Source organism: Thalassospira indica (assembly GCF_003403095.1).
In the GTDB taxonomy this organism is placed as follows: Bacteria; Pseudomonadota; Alphaproteobacteria; order Rhodospirillales; family Thalassospiraceae; genus Thalassospira; species Thalassospira indica.
In genome coordinates this window covers 2,309,073-2,324,550 of record NZ_CP031555.1, presented here as the reverse complement: position 1 = coordinate 2,324,550, position 15,478 = coordinate 2,309,073, and the positions used below count along the sequence as shown (strand labels likewise).

The window sequence follows — 15,478 nt, the reverse complement described above, 5'->3', positions numbered from 1 at the left end:
TCGCCATAGCCGCGATCAATCAGATCTGTGCCGATGACCTCACAGCCGTGGTGCTGCGGAACGCGCGCCAACCAACCATCACCACATGCACATTCCTATATTTTATGGCCCGGATAAGTGCCTAGGTTGCTTCTGGCGGCGTCGGGTAAAACTGGTTTTCGTCAGAGCGCTCCCAATCGACCTCGCCAGATCGACCGCCGAGCATCATCGCGCCCTTGTTCACTTTGCGCTTAGCCGGCTTCACGCCCCCCTTGAGATAGCTTGACGTTGCTGAACCTGCGGTCGAAACTTTAACGATCAGGATTTTTAAAACGGAGCGACAATGAATATCCCCAAGTTTAGTGAGGCCATACCAATCATCGGGGCGTGTCTGGGAGGCTTTATATGCGGCGTAATCGCACGCAACGGCTTTGTTGACTGGACCGGTGAAACATTGGTCGCCGGATTTCTGGGGCTTGTGGGTGGGGCATTTGCCTACAGCTCCGCAAAAATGCAGATCAATCACCAAATTCAAGTAAGTTCTGATAACAAAAAAACACTCGCAAAGAGGTTTATGCAAGAACTCAAAGCACAAACGCAAATGATCACCTTCACTACGCGAGCAGTGATCAATGAGGATTTCCAAGTAAATAAAGGTCGAGTGGAGTTCATCCTTGGAGTTTTCAACTCGCACAATTTCCCAGAAATCCCCGCCGAAATTGACGATAGCATCGCAAACGCTGCCATCCGTCTTAGACAGCGAGTGAACCTCTTCATAACGAGCGTCTCGCGAGATCACACAGGGGGCCTCTTTACGATGTCGAACGTATCGTTCAATGAAAATCAGCAAAAAATCATTAAAAATCTGGATAGTCAGGCGCGCGAACTCATCAAAGCAATAGAAGAACAGCTCAACAGCTAACATCACGCCGCCCGCAAAATCATCGAGTTGAAATCGGTATTTGGCCTCGACATGGCGATGCGACCAACGGGACCCTCAGCCGCCGCACGGCAGCACCCGCGTTCGAGCTTGGCCTTAAGCATATGGATGTCTTTGGTATCGCCATCACCCAGAAAGATCCGCTAAAAGCGTTCGCGTGGCCAGATCATCCCCGGGCGAGCCATCTTAAAGCGCGTCACTTAGCCAATCAGGATATCCTCGATCACCGGGCGATCCTCGTATTCACGAAGCCCCCTCCCTGCAGGCACATCACGCTGTTGCGCAGCTTATAGACCTTAGCCTTGAGCAGATCCGAAAACGGTTCATCACAAGCCCGGCCAAGGCATTCAAGCACTTTGGCATGGCCTCCTTTCTGACCTAGCTCCAATATCACGCCCACAGTGCCTAACTCACTTTTTGGTTGGTTGGGCGATCACCACCAAACGATTGAAAAACAAGAATAAAAATGGCGATCCCTGCAGGACTCGAACCTGCAACCTACAGATTAGAAGTCTGTTGCTCTATCCAGTTGAGCTAAGGGACCGCTGGGTGGGGTGGTTACGAACCCCGGGGCATGGCATTGGACGCCTGCCCGACTGTCTTCACAGGCTTTAACGTCCCCTGTCAGACGAAACGGGGCGGAAATCCGCCCCGAGAATTGGTCAAATACGCTGGCGAGTGCCAGATCAGACGACGCGTTTGAACGCGAAGTTATCGGCATAGGCCTTGAGCTGAAGTTTGCGCGGTTTCGGCATTTCGATGTCCGCGACCAGCTTGTGCTTGGCGGCAAAGGCCTGCGCTTCTTCGAGGGTTTCGAAATACATGCGGACCTGACCACGGGTGTCGGTCGATCCGATCCAGCCCATCAGCTGATCGGCAACCTTTTTCGCACCCGGTTCAAATTCCATGACCCAGTGCTTGGTCGCAGCCTGACCGGACTGCATGGCGTTCTTGGCAGGTTTGTAAACACGGACCTTCATCGGGACCCTCGTCTTGACCTTCGGGATAAGATGATGATGGCAGTTAAACGGGCCTCTCTAACCCCTGCTATCAGTTCATCTTTTACACCTTTTATCGTGACTTGGAAATCCCGTTGGGCATCCGAAAAACGATAAAAGGGGAAATGGTCGGGAAGGCGAGATTCGAACTCGCGACCCCCTGCTCCCAAAGCAGGTACGCTACCAGACTGCGCTACTCCCCGACGCGGATGTGGATTTAGCACCATCTTGCTGGGTGGGCAAGACCGCATTGCGTGTTTTTCTCGAAAATATCACACAAAAACCAAAGGCCGCAGATATCACCTGCGGCCTTGCTATTGCTGATTGATTGTCTGGCGTATTGATGGCGCGGCCTAGCGCGGCAGTCCTTCGACCTTTTCGCCAACCTCAAACCCCATCCGGTCAGACGAACCGCCATTGAGTTCAAGCACAAAGCGCACAGGCTTTGGCGATGGAATGATGGTTTCTGATTGCGGCACGGTACGCTTTTCAATGCCGACAATCGTGCCGTCGGCCGCGATGAACAGCATATCAAGCGAGATAAAGGTGTTTTTCATCCACATCGAAATGTCGCGTGGTCCGCCGAAATCAAACAGCATTCCGGCGTCTTCAGCCATTTCGGTTCGGAACGTCAGGCCGCGCGACCTTTCTTCGGGTGTGATGGCCAGTTCGACATTGAACACTTCGCCATCAACAAGAAGACGCGACCGTTCATAACCGGTTGCCTTTGCATTCAGCCCGGCAACAACCGCCGCGCTGACAAAGCACACAACCAAAGCCATCTGAAAGAACGACTTCATACCCCATATCCTCTTAGTCTTTTGACGCGCTCCCGGACCTCGTCCCGGATGGCGCCACCCCGCCATGGATCCGCAAGCGTTGTGAACAACTCACTTGCCGGCTGTCTTCCACGACTATGCGCCCATTTTATGACACGCAGGATATTTTCCGCTGTGATGGGTAACACATCAGGTATTTCGATCCCGTTAATGGTTGCCCACACCCCGGACCAACAGCGTGCAACGCCATATGGACTATATCCTCCGCCGCCAAGAACAAGACTTCGGGGCGCCAATCGGGTCATCGCCCCCGCGACTTCCCAGATCGACTGATTGCCCAAAAGCTGCCTGGACAGTGGATCCTCTGCAAGAGTATCACATCCACATTGTAAAACAATAGCTTGAGGTGCAAAACTTAATCCAAGCGGAATCAAATATTCAAAAAGAATGAAACGCATCTCATCATCATGCATGCCGCCCGGCATCGGAAGGTTGCGCGCCATGCCGCCTGCAATGTCATCAATTGCGCCGGTTTTGGGCCACAGGTCTTCCTGATGGATCGATACGGTCAGAACGCGTTCATCCTCGGCAAAGGCGATCTGCACCCCGTCACCGTGATGGGCGTCGATATCGACATAAAGCACCCGGTCCAACCCGCTATCAAGCAAGGCATAAATGCCCAGAACCGGATCGTTGAAGTAACAGAACCCCGATGCCCGATCGCGCAAACCGTGATGGGTGCCCCCTGCCGGATGATGAATGATCCCGCCATCTTTGATCAGGTTGGCCGCCATCACCGATGATCCGGCGGCAGTCGCCGGACGCCGGAAAATTTCCGGATAGATCGGATTGCCATTCTTGCCCAGACCAAACCGCTCCATCAGATCATCTGGCAGCGATTGATCGCGCTCAGCTTGCATCACGGCGGAAATATAGTCCGGGTCGTGGAACCGTGCGAGCTGGTCGGGCGTTGCCACCGGCCCGGTCAAATAGGTGGTTTCATCCACCCAACCCAGCGCATGTACCATATCCACCACCAGCGACACCCGCGGGATCGCCAGCGGATGCTTGGGACCATAGCTTGAGCCACGATAAATCTCGGCCGCAATCATGCGCGGGGCAGGATCGGCAATACGGTGGTCAGGTATCTCGTCAGAAAGGATCACAATGGCACGCAAGGCAGATTTGGTTGCAGTGCCGAAAGCATTGACCGTTTCATGATGCTCTTTCAAGTTCTGTTTTGTGCAATTCTAGGCTCAGGACCTAGGGCCTTGCACTTACGGGCATGATGCTTTTGGGCTAAACACCTGATTTCATCGACATAACCGGTTGCAAGGCAATTGACGGCCCCCCTGACTTCTCGCAATCTGCAAACACTGCCAAATGGTCCTTGCTGCCACCAACCTGAAAGGCTGTGCCGTGCCATCGCCCCGCCGCATTCGTTACCGCCGCCTTGTCAGGGTGGCGATTGTTCTGTTTGTGCTGCTTGTTGCTGTTCCCGGAAGTCTTGCGCTTATCGGATTGTCTGACTTTGATATCAGCAACCGCCCGACTGAACAGATCAGCTTTTCACACGATGATGCTGTTCTGTCTGGCAGCCTGATCTTGCCAGATGCGCAGCATACAGGCCCGATTGCCCTTCTTGTTCACGGCGATGGCCCGCAGGACCACTTTGCGGGCGATGGCTATTTACCCCTGATCAATGCCCTGCTCGATAGCGGGATCGGTATTTACAGCTGGGACAAGGCCGGCGTCGGCAAAAGCACGGGAAACTGGCTTTCGCAATCCATGAACGACCGCGCAAACGAAGCCGTTGCGGCGTATGACGCAATCAAAACGGCCCATCCCGGAAGCCGACAACAAATCGGCTTTATCGGTTTTTCCCAGGCGGGCTGGGTAATCCCCAAAGCGTCGCGGATGATCCCGGACAATGCCTTTAATGTCATCATTGGCGGGGCGGTGAACTGGCAAAACCAGGGCGATTTTTATACACGCCAACGCCTGTTGGCCGATGGTGCAACACAAGAAGATATCGAACGTCAAATCGAACGCAACCACGTCCGGGACACCGTGATCTTTGCGCCCGACGCAAGTTACGCAACCTACCTTGCAAAAACCAGTGATCCGTCACCGATGGCGTCAGACCGGTACGCATTCGTAAAACGCAATATTGCATCTGACGCAAAAGCAGACCTGGCGCAGCTTGAAACACCGACACTTGCCATGTGGGGGCATGATGATCTGAATGTGGATGCAAAATCCGATGCGGACATCTATCGCGATATCCTGATCGGGCGACATCCTGAAAATGAGGTGGTTGTCATCCCTGATGCCACGCACGGGCTGCTTAGAAGCAATCTGTTCAACTACCAGCTCAGTAGCGAGATGCCGACATCCCGCCAGATGCTTTATGTTGCCCTTGGCCGGTATGCCTATGCGCCCGGCACGTTTGACAAGATCGCGGGCTGGATCAAGCAGGTGGTTGAGGCTTCGACCCCGTACAGATGACGCAAGGGTCCGATGTAACTTATTATGCTGCCCAATTTGGATCGTATCAGGACACGCTGGCGCGTGGCCGAATGATCTTGCCACTTTTGCGCTGTTCAAAAAGATGCGCGATCCAGCCTGCCATGCGCCTGACTGCATTGGCATGATCGCCGCGGAAACAGATGCTGATATTGCCCCGCATGCAGAAGTCACAGACTGGGGCCCGGCCCGACGCATCGCCTTTCCGGTCAGTATCGCAGGAACACCACATCACTGGGATCATCCGGCAGGAAAGCTGCATCGTCATGATGCGCACTGGTAAGCTGTGATCAGGATCAAGTCCAAGAACTGTTACAAAACTTGACGGCAGCGATTTGTCTGCGCATAGTCGCCTGATCTCCGGGGGGGCCGATCGTAAATCGGCTGAGAGGTTTGGTGTTGCCGAACGACCCTTTGAACCTGAACCGGTTAAGACCGGCGTAGGAAGGATCGTATGCGCTGCACAGAACACGCGCCCGACATGGCGCAAAACAATCCAACCAGATTTGATATTGCGCTCCGTGCGGCCCGCGTGGCTTTCAACAGCGTCGATATTTTCCATGATCTAGACCTGACCTTGCAGGCGGGCAGCTTTACCTGCCTGCTCGGTCCAAGTGGTGTCGGCAAAAGCACGCTTTTGCGCTATTTCTCAGGCCTCGTCGAAGGCGATGTTAGCGGGACCATCACCTGTTCGGACAATATCGCGCTTACGGGTCGAGTTGCCTATATGGCACAGCAGGACCTGCTCTTGCCATGGCGCAGTGTTCTTGAAAATGTCGTACTCGGTGCTGTTTTACGCCACGAAAAACCCGATTATGAGAAAGCCTCACATTTACTGACCGAAGTCGGATTGCGTGATGCGGCAAACCTGCGCCCGGCTGAACTGTCTGGTGGCATGAAACAGCGCGCAGCCCTTGCCCGCACATTGATGGAAGATCGCCCGGTCGTTTTGATGGACGAGCCGTTCTCGGCGCTTGATCCGCTCAATCGTCTGCGTTTGCAGGAACTGGCCGCACGGGTGCTGCGGGGCAAGACGGTGTTGCTTGTGACCCACGACCCGCTTGAGGCATTGCGCCTTGGCGATCGGGTTCATGTCCTGACAGGCAGCCCGGCACGCTTGCAAGACGCCATCACGCCCAAGGGCCAAAGCCCGCGCAACATTGCCGATCCCGAGATCCTGGCACAGCAGGCCGAACTGCTCGGCCAACTCGGTGCCGAGCGGTCGGAGGGCGCGGCATGAGCATGCAAAACAATCCTCATACAAATAAAAAAGCACTGTCGGAGCAACGCTGGCTGATCCTTGCGCGGCCGCTGATTATTATCATTGCGCTGATTGCCACTTGGCAATTGTTGGTGATTGTGACCGGTGCGCCGAAATACATGCTGCCACCACCAGCCGATGTTTGGCACACGCTGATCGCACGTCATGCCGTCCTGCTGGATCATGCGAAATACACCATTGCCGAAACCGTGATCGGGCTGTTTGCCGGTGCCGCCCTTGGTACGCTGGCCGCCATTCCGATGGCGCTGTTTTCGCCGGTGCGTTTCTGGTTGATGCCGATTTTGTTGGTTTCGCAGGCCATTCCGTTCTTTGCATTGGCGCCACTTCTGGTGTTGTGGCTGGGCTTTGGGCTGGCATCGAAGATCGCCATGGCGGCCCTGATCATTTTCTTCCCGGTTACCGTCGCCTTTTTCGATGGCCTGTCACGGACGGAAACCGGCTGGCTTGATCTAGCGCGTACCATGGGGGCAAGTCGTTGGCGGCTTTTGACCCATATCCGATTGCCCGCCGCCCTGCCCGCCTTTGCATCGGGCTTTCGGGTTGCCACCGCTGTCGCGCCGATCGGGGCGGTGATTGGTGAGTGGGTCGGGTCCAGTCACGGGTTGGGATATCTGATGCTGCATGCCAATGCGCGGGTTCAGATCGATATGGTTTTTGCCTGTCTGCTGATCCTGTGCGCGTTTTCGATCACGCAATATTTCATTGTCGATCGCATCCTGCGCGCGGCCCTGCCATGGCAACCCGACAGCCTTAAACCGGCTCAATAAGACAGAACACACCTGCCAGTTTGGCAGTGATTTAAATCCTCATACTATTTATTTGGCGCATCTTACGGAGGTTCATCCATGTCACGCCTTAAATCCATGATCACCGCGACCGCACTGGGCGCACTTGTTCTTGGAACGTCTCCAACTGCCTTTGCTGCGGACAAGCTGGTCATACTTCTTGATTGGTTTGTGAACCCCGATCACGCACCGCTAATTGTTGCCAAGGAAAAAGGCTTCTTTGCCAATCATAATCTGGATGTCGAACTGATCGAACCATCCGATCCGTCCGCCCCGCCGCGCCTTGTTGCCGCTGGTCAGGGCGATGTTGCCGTGAACTATCAGCCACAGCTTCATGTTCAGGCCGCCGAAGGCCTGCCGCTGACCCGTATCGGCACACTGGTTGCCACCCCGCTTAACAGCCTGATCGTTCTTGAAGATGGCCCGATCAAGGAAATCGCCGATCTTAAGGGCAAGAAGATCGGTTATTCGCTGGCCGGTTTTGAGGATGCCCTTTTGGGCACCATGCTCGGCAATCATGGGGTTTCGATCGATGATGTCGAGCTGATCAATGTGAACTTCTCGCTCTCGCCGTCGCTTTATTCCGGCCAGGTCGATGCGATCATTGGCGGCTATCGCAATTTCGAGCTCAACCAGATGGAAATCGAAGGCAAACCGGGCAAGGCATTTTATGTCGAGGAAGAAGGCGTTCCGCCCTATGACGAACTCATCCTGACCGTGCGTAACGACAAGGTCGATGATCCGCGTTATGCCCGCATGCTGGCCGCCCTTGAAGAAGGTGTGCAGTACCTGATCAACCATCCGGATGACAGCTGGCAGGCCTTTATTGCCGCCTATCCCAACCTTGATGATGAACTCAATATCAAGGCATGGGCCGATACCCTGCCGCGCTTTGCGCTGCGTCCGGCGGCCCTTGATAAGGCGCGCTATGCCCGCTTTGCCGATTACATGGTCAAACAGGGGTTGATCACCGAAAGCCCTGCGCTTGAAACCTATGCGACCGTGATCGAATAAGATTCAGTCCCCCCTGCTTTCGCAAGGCTCGCCCCAGCAACTGCGAAAGCATTGGTCTGCACCCCGCATGGGCAGACCAGCAAGAAAGGCCGGAATGTGTGTCCCGCGTTCCGGCCTTTCGCTTGCGCAGGTCAAATTCCCAGTTACCTTATGATCACCCGCGCAAAATGCAGAATGGCGATCATACGCAAACCGGATCAGGACCCAAAAGTGCAGCAGCAAACAAAACCAGCCCACCACACAGAAAGCGGTTTCGAAAACCGCCACCCCCTGCCTGATCCGGTCAAACGGTCGTTCTGGCATTTCTTAAAGCGGCGCTATTTCGGTGACAATAACTGGCCGAAGGCCAAACATCAGGTCGGTAAAATCCCCACCGAAACACCTGATCATGACGCCATCCACAACCCGGATCCAAAACGCCTGCAAGTCACTTGGGTCGGCCATGCCACGGTGCTGGTGCAATATGGCGGTCTCAATATCCTGACCGATCCGGTGTTTTCCGACCGCGCATCGCCGTTCAAACGTGTTGGACCAAAACGCTATACCCGACCGGGCCTTGCCATCGATCAGTTGCCCAAGCTTGATCTGGTGTTGCTGTCACATAATCACTATGACCATTTCGACCTAGCCAGCCTGACGCAGCTTGGCAACGCGCCGTGCTATGTCTTGCCGCTGAAGAATGGTGCACTTCTGGAAAAGGCCGGCATTAAGGCGGATCGGTATACCGAACTGGATTGGGATGAAAGCCATCATCACGATGATCTGAAAATCACCCATGTGCCGTCCAATCACTGGTCAAGCCGAACCACCAAGGACCGCAAGGAAATGCTTTGGGGTGGCTATATCCTTGAGTTCGGCGATGGCTATCGGTTCTATTTTGTTGGCGACACCGGCTGGAACGAAACACTGTTTACCGAAATGGGCGCGATCCATGGCGGGATTGATTTTGGCCTGATCCCCATCGGGGCCTATGACCCGCGCGACTTTATGCGCAATTCGCACTGCAATCCCGAAGAAGCCATTCAGATCATGCAGAAAATGGGCGTCAAACAGGCGCTTGCCATTCATTGGGGCACATTTGTTCTGACCGCCGAACCGGTTGATGAACCGCCCGTCCGACTGGCGTCTGCCTGCAAGGATGCCGGAGTTGCGCATAGCGATTTCATTGCCCCACCTATTGGTGCGACCCGGTTCTTTGATGGCAAAAGCACTGCGTCATCGACAACCTCGCGAAAGGTCGAGCATACGGCGTCTGGCTCATAGCAGCCCTTGCAAGTTCGGTTTGGTTGTTTTTCAAACTGCGTGCTAAGCATCAATGATTGCGCCACAAAACCGTAACATTGATGGCCCGCCATGAGTTTGACTGTCTTTCTCGCCGTAATGGGTGCTGCCCTGATGCATGCCGTGTGGAATGCATTGGTCAAGGGTGGCTCCGACAAATTGATGAACATGACAGCGATTGTGCTGGGCCATACGCCGATTGTTCTCGTCCTGTTGCCCTTTGTTGAACTTCCGGCACGTGAAAGCTGGCCATACCTGATTGGCTCCATCGGGCTTCATATCGGCTATCAGTTGTTTCTGATCCTGGCGTATCGTTTGGGCGATCTCAGCCAGGTTTATCCGATCGCGCGCGGGTCTTCGCCGCTGATTGTCGCCGCCGTCTCCGTCCTGATCATGGGCGTGACCCTGCATGTCAGCGAGTGGCTGGCGATTGTCGTGATTGGGGTTGGCATTATCAGCATGTGCATCACGCGGCAAGCTGATGGCATGCGCAACCGCAATGCAGCCGTTGCTGCCATCATCACCGGCTGTTTTATCAGCAGCTACTCACTGGTGGATGGCACTGGCGCAAGACTGGCCGGAACGGCGCTTGGATATTACAGCTATCAGACGATTGGCAACGTTGTGATCTTTGCTGTGATCGTGACCTTCATGCGCCCGCGCATTCTTGCCGATATCGCGCAGTCAGGCAAAAAGGTCTTTGCAATTGGTGGCGCCGCGTCCTTCGGGGCCTATGCCACGGTGATGTGGGCCTTTACACAGGCGCCTATCCCGCTTGTGGTCGCACTGCGTGAAACCGGCATTGTCTTTGCCCTTCTGATCGGGGTGTTCTTCATGGGCGAAAAGCTTAATCTTGTGAAGATGTCCTCGACCATGATGACGTTGGGCGGGGCGATTATCCTGCGTCTGGCGCGCAGCCTGTAACCGCCCCTACCCGATATCGTCCGAGACTGATTGTATCAATCGCGATCAGACCCGTGTGCGCGGGGTGCGACGCGTGCCGTCCTCGAACCGGCCAAGTTCCATCCCCTTTAGCGTGATGGATGGCTGTCCGGTGGTGATCCAGTCGGCCAGCACCTTGCCCACCACCGGCCCCATGGCAAAGCCGTGGCCAGAAAAACCTGATGCGACGAAGAAGTGTTTGGGGTTGTCGAATTGATCAATCACCGGCACCGCGTCAGGGGTGACATCAATATCGCCCGCCCATGTATCGACAATGCCAACCTTCTTGATCTGAGGCAGGACGTTTTGCAGGTTGCGCATCGCATTTTTGACGCGCACCTCATAGGGTTCCGCCTGATTGGTGCGTCGACCGATCATCGGTTGTTTGGCAGCATCCGAGCCCGGCATGCGATCGACCAGATCATCGAAGAACCGCTTGTTAAAGTGGAACTTGAAGGTCGCCCAGTTATCAAACAAGCCCGGCATAAAATCGCGCGCGAATTTAAGACGCCCCATGGTGACATCAATGTCGGTCATGAATTCATCAGCGATGTTCATCGACCCGTCAGCGCGTTGACGAAACGCCAGACCGGCCGCCAGCGTGCCCGCGGCAGAAATATCGGGTACCGGTGTGGTGCGGATCACGGTCCCGCGCGTGGTTTGTTGTGGTAAACGCCGCCCGAACTTGGCAACGAATTTATGCGTCGCAGCCCCGGCCGCACAGATGACGTATTTGCATTTGATTTCGCCCTGCTCGGATACCACCGAACTGATCGCGCCGGCCTCTGTTTCAATCGAAAGCGCGCCGCAGCCCTCGGCAATCACAGCACCCAATTCACTGGCGCGCTTGGCAATTGCCGGGGCGGCCTTTTTCGGTTCGGCCTGCCCGTCTGAGGGCGTGTAGATCCCGCCAACACCCGGTGTTGTGATCCCCGGTGTCAGTTTTTCGACCCCCTTGGGGTCAAGGACCTGGGTTTCGATGCCAAAGTGTTTGGTGTCGTTAATCCAGCCCTCGAATTCCGACATTTCCTTGTCATCGCGGGCGACAAACAGCACCCCGCCCTGGCGCCATTCCAGATCGGCATTCAGTTCCTTTTCAAGACCTTGCCAGATCTTGTTACATTCGATCATCAATGGCAGTTCTACCGGGTCACGCCCCTGTTGGCGGACAAAGCCCCAGGCACGACCGGACTGGTGTGACGCGATGGTATCCTTTTCCAGAAGCACGACTTTCATGCCGGCCTTGGTCAGGTAATAGGCGCTTGATGACCCGTGAATGCCGCCGCCGATGACAACGACGTCGCATTCCTTTGGCAGGGTGATTTTCGGATAATTCGTCATGTGGGGACCTAAAGATTGGTTTTGGTGGCAATTCAATTTGGTGTGTGGCGGGAACCACGTTATGTTGCGCGCCAACAAATCTCAACCAAATCAGGTGCCACCATGTCTGATCATGCAAAAAAACAGTCCCCCGCCACCGTAAGTGCACAGGCGCTTGGCTGGGTCGATGAAGCCACCAAATCCGTTACTCCGCCGCTTTATCCGTCGACCACGTTCGAACGAAACACTGATCTGAGCTATCACGACGGTCGCTGCTATACGCGTGCGGACAACCCGACCTATGATCAGGCCTGTGCAGTCCTGAACGAACTTGAAGGCGGTTCTGAAACCCGCCTGTTTGCATCGGGCATGGCGGCTGCCGTCGCGGTTTTGCATGCGCTGAACCCGGGTGACCATGTCGTCGCCCCCAAGGTGATGTATTGGGCGCTGCGCAGCTTCATGCTTGATAGTGGTGTGCGTGCCGGGCTGAGTTTTGATTTTGTCGATAACGCCGATATTGCCGATTGGGACAAGCACATTGTTGCCGGCAAGACCAAGCTGGTCTGGCTTGAAACCCCGGCCAACCCGGATTGGCAAATCACCGATATTGCCGCTGTTGCCAAACTGGCTAAGGCCGCTGGTGCCTTTGTGGTCGTTGACAACACCGTTGCCACGCCGCTTCTGACCCGTCCGATTGATTTTGGTGCCGATATCGTCATGCATTCGGCGACCAAATATCTGAACGGTCATAGTGACGTTTTGGCGGGATCCCTGACCACTGCCAAGGATAGCGAATTCTGGCAGCGTGTTTGCAAACAGCACGCATCTGGCGGTGCGGTTCTGGGCGTGTTTGAAACGTGGCTTTTGCTGCGCGGGATGCGCACCCTTTCGATCCGTGTGGAACGCGCCAGTGCCAATGCCATGGCGATTGCCAAGCATTTCGAAAACCACCCGGAAATCGAACAGGTTCAGTATCCCGGCCTTGAAAGCCATGTTGGTCATGACATTGCCAAAAAGCAGATGTCAGGTGGTTTTGGCGGGATGTTGTCGCTGCGCGTCAAGGGCGGTGAAAAGCGTGCGGTTGATTTCCATAACCAGTGCAAACTGTTTAAACGCGCGACATCGCTTGGCGGGGTTGAGAGCCTGATCGAACATCGATCCTCGGTCGAAGGCCCGACCAGCCCGGTACCGGCAGACCTTCTGCGTCTCTCGGTCGGGATCGAAGATTGTGATGACCTTGTTAACGACCTTGAAACGGCCTTGCGCTTAAGCAAATAAGACACATCCGTCTTCAATCAGGAATCAACTGATCGATGCCCAAGTCGATGCCGATCCAAATCGCAGTCAGATCATGGACACGTGCTGTTAAACGCAGTGTCGGTATCTCTGTGGTTGCGCTGGCATCGACTATCCTTCCCGTCGCCCCGACGGTTGCGCATGATAGCAATACCCCCCAGGGCAGTCTGACCGACGTCAATGCCCTGCCCCCGGCGCCGGGTTTGATTTTTGACGTGGTGGCTGGCGAATACATCATGTTTGATACGCTGGTGGAACGGCTATCAGGTCGCAAATATATCCTGATTGGTGAAAAGCACGACAATCCCATCCACCATCACCATCAGGCACAGCTGGTCAATGCACTCAGCAAGTCGGATGAGCGTGAACGTGCAATTGTCTGGGAAATGTTTACCCGTGATCAACAGGCATCGCTTGAAGACAGCTGGCAGACGCTTCCGGTTTCGGAACTCGGCCCGGCGATGGCGTGGGAAGATCGCGGTTGGCCGTCATGGCATGACTATGCGCCGATTGCGCAGGCTGCACGCGACAACGGCTTGATGATGGTGGCGGGTAATCTGCCTGATGATCTGCTTAAACCCATGATCAGCAATGGCAACGATGCCCTGCCCGATGATCTGGCTGCCAAGCTTGATTTGCCAGATATGCCGACAGAAATACTTGATCGCTTCAATGTCGAAATCGCCGAGGGGCATTGCAATATGCTGCCCAAAAGCATGCTGGGTGGTTTTTCAGCCGTTCAGTTTGCCCGCGATGCGTCGCTTGCGCGCGCGATGAGCGATGCGGCAAATATTGACGGCATTGATGGTGCCTTCCTGATTGCGGGTGCCATGCATGTCCGCCACAGCATTGCCACCCCCTGGCATTTGCAGCGCTATGAACCGGATCTTGAGGCGCGCGATATCGCAGTCGTCAGCCTGATCGAGGCCGATGATCCCGGCCCGGACGCGTCAAGCATCGAGGATTACGCCATGCGGTTTGGTGCGCCCGACGATATCGATTTCATGTGGTTTACCAATGACATCGCGCGTGGCGATCCGTGCCAGAACCTCGGAATGGGGCAATAACCCCAAACCCCGTTCAGCCAAGCTTTTCGGATTACTTGATCTTGCGCGGCAACCAGTCGGTGGTCGCAACCGGTTTGCCTTTGTGGGAGCGCATGACGCGCGGGCGCACGACTTCCTTGGCCTCGGGCGTGGTCGCGGTTTTGCGGACCGAGGCATAAAATTCAACCAGTTCGTCGAACGGAATGATCGTTCCGATCCCTTCCTTGTAGGCCTTGGTAAAGGGCGGATGATTTCGCACGGTAACACTGAGATGTTCGACCGTGTGATGACCAAACTGCGCCCAGATGCTTTCAAGAAAATGGATGGTTTTCGGATCAACCGATTTCAGCCGCACATCAGGCCGGGATTCTTCCATCACGGCATAAAGGTTGGGTTCGACCGGGCCGAATTCCTCGGCGACAAAGATGGCGGGCATCAACATGTTGCCGTGATAGTTTGCGCCGTAATAGGCCTGCGCCAGATACAACAAACGATGCAGTTTTTGCGGCTGCAGATATTCGTTGTCATTGAGTGCGAGGTCAATGAACCTGAATGCGGCATCAAATACCGTATTAAGAACCGGCTTGTTCTTCATGCTGTGCCCGATGGTCATGGGATACGATCACGTGTTGCCAAGGATCATAAAACCTATGGCAGATACCAACAAGCATCACCGATCAGGTTTTTAAATTTTCAGGGAACGTCGTGGTTTGAAGTGCCTATGGGCAGGCCTGCCTAAACGGTCGCATCCAGATGCTTGCCGCGTACGCCCACACCGTGGGCCACCGCGTTGACCACCGCATAAAACGATGTACCGCTATTGGCCGACAGATCAAACGGGATCGACGGATCAAGCAGGCTGGCAAAATCGATCTCGCTGGGCATATCGACAGCACCCTCGCGGTCACTTGCGCGACGCGCAGCTGATAGATTGCGCTGTTCGGTGCGCTGTTCTTTCTGTTCGCCGGGATTGCCCTGCCCCGATTGACGTTTGTTTTTGCCATCGACATAGGCATTAAACAGAATACCGTCATCATCGGGGTCATAGGTGTAGTTCTGAGACGATGCCTCAACCTGATTGTCCCGGTCTGCCGTCGCCACACCGCGCGCACCAGCAGGCGCAAGTCGGCCATACTGGCCAACCTGTGAAACTGTCTGTGCGTTTTGGACCGGTGCGATCATGTTCCTCTGCCTTGGCGAAAGACCGATATGGGCTAAGACCTAATTCAACTCATGCATTATACATGAATATATAGTGATACGGCAGGAAATTCGCAATTCCTGCCACTC

The 15,478-nt window shown here is 55.0% G+C and carries 16 protein-coding genes, 2 tRNA genes and 1 riboswitch; of the genes, 9 read left to right on the top strand and 9 right to left on the bottom strand.

Annotated elements, in window-relative coordinates; all coding sequences use genetic code 11:
• Positions 1-121: 121 nt before the first annotated feature.
• The 6 genes from DY252_RS10990 to DY252_RS10965 all read right to left on the bottom strand — a co-directional run bounded on the left by DY252_RS10990 (position 122) and on the right by DY252_RS10965 (position 3,928).
• Positions 122-904, bottom strand: coding sequence for a hypothetical protein (locus DY252_RS10990; RefSeq protein ID WP_129542720.1), 783 nt, complete (start codon positions 902-904; stop codon positions 122-124).
• Between the two features lie 482 nt (positions 905-1,386).
• Positions 1,387-1,463: transfer RNA gene (locus DY252_RS10985), tRNA-Arg, on the bottom strand.
• A gap of 142 nt (positions 1,464-1,605) precedes the next feature.
• Positions 1,606-1,899 (bottom strand): ETC complex I subunit, encoded by a 294-nt coding sequence (locus DY252_RS10980; protein ID WP_064789528.1) that lies wholly within the window; start codon positions 1,897-1,899, stop codon positions 1,606-1,608.
• Between the two features lie 144 nt (positions 1,900-2,043).
• Positions 2,044-2,120 (bottom strand) — tRNA-Pro (locus tag DY252_RS10975).
• Positions 2,121-2,270: 150 nt separating this feature from the next.
• Complete coding sequence (locus DY252_RS10970) at positions 2,271-2,717, bottom strand: DUF192 domain-containing protein (protein WP_064789527.1); 447 nt, start codon at positions 2,715-2,717, stop codon at positions 2,271-2,273.
• A complete protein-coding gene (locus DY252_RS10965; RefSeq protein ID WP_082923534.1) occupies positions 2,714-3,928 on the bottom strand; it encodes an acetoin utilization protein AcuC in 1,215 nt (404 codons plus the stop codon). The genes DY252_RS10970 and DY252_RS10965 overlap by 4 nt, the downstream gene beginning before the upstream one ends.
• 151 nt (positions 3,929-4,079) lie before the next feature.
• Here DY252_RS10965 and DY252_RS10960 point away from each other — a divergent pair, with 151 nt between their 5' ends.
• The 7 genes from DY252_RS10960 to DY252_RS10925 all read left to right on the top strand — a co-directional run bounded on the left by DY252_RS10960 (position 4,080) and on the right by DY252_RS10925 (position 10,508).
• Complete coding sequence (locus DY252_RS10960; protein ID WP_064789526.1) at positions 4,080-5,204, top strand: alpha/beta hydrolase family protein; 1,125 nt, start codon at positions 4,080-4,082, stop codon at positions 5,202-5,204.
• A 103-nt stretch (positions 5,205-5,307) separates the two neighbouring features.
• A complete protein-coding gene (locus tag DY252_RS10950) occupies positions 5,308-5,505 on the top strand; it encodes a hypothetical protein (RefSeq protein WP_064789525.1) in 198 nt (65 codons plus the stop codon).
• Between the two features lie 69 nt (positions 5,506-5,574).
• Positions 5,575-5,686, top strand: a riboswitch (TPP riboswitch).
• The gene (locus DY252_RS10945) at positions 5,677-6,462 is read left to right on the top strand and encodes an ABC transporter ATP-binding protein (RefSeq protein ID WP_064789524.1); all 786 of its coding nucleotides are present in this window, start codon (positions 5,677-5,679) and stop codon (positions 6,460-6,462) included. (Overlaps the previous riboswitch by 10 nt.)
• Positions 6,459-7,271 (top strand): ABC transporter permease, encoded by an 813-nt coding sequence (locus tag DY252_RS10940; RefSeq protein WP_082923533.1) that lies wholly within the window; start codon positions 6,459-6,461, stop codon positions 7,269-7,271. Before DY252_RS10945 ends, DY252_RS10940 begins: the two co-directional genes overlap by 4 nt.
• 78 nt (positions 7,272-7,349) lie before the next feature.
• Complete coding sequence (locus DY252_RS10935) at positions 7,350-8,303, top strand: ABC transporter substrate-binding protein (protein ID WP_064789523.1); 954 nt, start codon at positions 7,350-7,352, stop codon at positions 8,301-8,303.
• 210 nt (positions 8,304-8,513) lie between these two features.
• On the top strand, positions 8,514-9,566 hold the full coding sequence (locus DY252_RS10930; RefSeq protein ID WP_231959752.1) for an MBL fold metallo-hydrolase: 1,053 nt from the start codon (positions 8,514-8,516) through the stop codon (positions 9,564-9,566).
• Positions 9,567-9,656: 90 nt separating this feature from the next.
• A complete protein-coding gene (locus tag DY252_RS10925) occupies positions 9,657-10,508 on the top strand; it encodes an EamA family transporter (RefSeq protein ID WP_064789521.1) in 852 nt (283 codons plus the stop codon).
• A 45-nt stretch (positions 10,509-10,553) separates the two neighbouring features.
• On the opposite strand, the gene DY252_RS10920 is transcribed toward DY252_RS10925, so the two are convergent.
• Positions 10,554-11,867, bottom strand: a complete 1,314-nt coding sequence (locus DY252_RS10920; RefSeq protein WP_064789520.1) for an NAD(P)/FAD-dependent oxidoreductase — start codon at positions 11,865-11,867, stop codon at positions 10,554-10,556.
• A gap of 102 nt (positions 11,868-11,969) precedes the next feature.
• On the opposite strand from DY252_RS10920, the gene DY252_RS10915 reads away from it, so the two are divergent.
• Both DY252_RS10915 and DY252_RS10910 read left to right on the top strand, forming a co-directional pair.
• Positions 11,970-13,124, top strand: coding sequence for a trans-sulfuration enzyme family protein (locus tag DY252_RS10915; protein WP_064789685.1), 1,155 nt, complete (start codon positions 11,970-11,972; stop codon positions 13,122-13,124).
• Between the two features lie 35 nt (positions 13,125-13,159).
• A complete protein-coding gene (locus DY252_RS10910; RefSeq protein ID WP_064789519.1) occupies positions 13,160-14,209 on the top strand; it encodes a ChaN family lipoprotein in 1,050 nt (349 codons plus the stop codon).
• Positions 14,210-14,240: 31 nt separating this feature from the next.
• Here DY252_RS10910 and DY252_RS10905 read toward each other — a convergent pair whose 3' ends face one another.
• Positions 14,241-14,801, bottom strand: a complete 561-nt coding sequence (locus DY252_RS10905) for a Panacea domain-containing protein (RefSeq protein ID WP_008890906.1) — start codon at positions 14,799-14,801, stop codon at positions 14,241-14,243.
• A gap of 122 nt (positions 14,802-14,923) precedes the next feature.
• Positions 14,924-15,370 carry a hypothetical protein gene (locus DY252_RS10900; protein WP_064789518.1) on the bottom strand — a complete coding sequence of 149 codons (447 nt, stop codon included), beginning with the start codon at positions 15,368-15,370 and terminating at the stop codon, positions 14,924-14,926.
• Between the last annotated feature and the right edge of the window lie 108 nt (positions 15,371-15,478).

Excerpts from the sequence above, each read along its gene's own strand:
- DY252_RS10935 (WP_064789523.1), top strand. The coding sequence starts at position 7,350 with ATGTCACGCCTTAAATCCATGATCACCGCGACCGCACTGGGCGCACTT.
- DY252_RS10945 (WP_064789524.1), top strand. The coding sequence starts at position 5,677 with ATGCGCTGCACAGAACACGCGCCCGACATGGCGCAAAACAATCCAACC.
- DY252_RS10910 (WP_064789519.1), top strand. The coding sequence starts at position 13,160 with ATGCCCAAGTCGATGCCGATCCAAATCGCAGTCAGATCATGGACACGT.
- DY252_RS10960 (WP_064789526.1), top strand. The coding sequence starts at position 4,080 with ATGGTCCTTGCTGCCACCAACCTGAAAGGCTGTGCCGTGCCATCGCCC.
- DY252_RS10940 (WP_082923533.1), top strand. The coding sequence starts at position 6,459 with ATGAGCATGCAAAACAATCCTCATACAAATAAAAAAGCACTGTCGGAG.
- DY252_RS10905 (WP_008890906.1), bottom strand. The coding sequence starts at position 14,801 with ATGACCATCGGGCACAGCATGAAGAACAAGCCGGTTCTTAATACGGTA.
- DY252_RS10915 (WP_064789685.1), top strand. The coding sequence starts at position 11,970 with ATGTCTGATCATGCAAAAAAACAGTCCCCCGCCACCGTAAGTGCACAG.
- DY252_RS10950 (WP_064789525.1), top strand. The coding sequence starts at position 5,308 with ATGCGCGATCCAGCCTGCCATGCGCCTGACTGCATTGGCATGATCGCC.
- DY252_RS10925 (WP_064789521.1), top strand. The coding sequence starts at position 9,657 with ATGAGTTTGACTGTCTTTCTCGCCGTAATGGGTGCTGCCCTGATGCAT.
- DY252_RS10900 (WP_064789518.1), bottom strand. The coding sequence starts at position 15,370 with ATGATCGCACCGGTCCAAAACGCACAGACAGTTTCACAGGTTGGCCAG.
- DY252_RS10920 (WP_064789520.1), bottom strand. The coding sequence starts at position 11,867 with ATGACGAATTATCCGAAAATCACCCTGCCAAAGGAATGCGACGTCGTT.
- DY252_RS10990 (WP_129542720.1), bottom strand. The coding sequence starts at position 904 with ATGTTAGCTGTTGAGCTGTTCTTCTATTGCTTTGATGAGTTCGCGCGC.
- DY252_RS10980 (WP_064789528.1), bottom strand. The coding sequence starts at position 1,899 with ATGAAGGTCCGTGTTTACAAACCTGCCAAGAACGCCATGCAGTCCGGT.
- DY252_RS10970 (WP_064789527.1), bottom strand. The coding sequence starts at position 2,717 with ATGAAGTCGTTCTTTCAGATGGCTTTGGTTGTGTGCTTTGTCAGCGCG.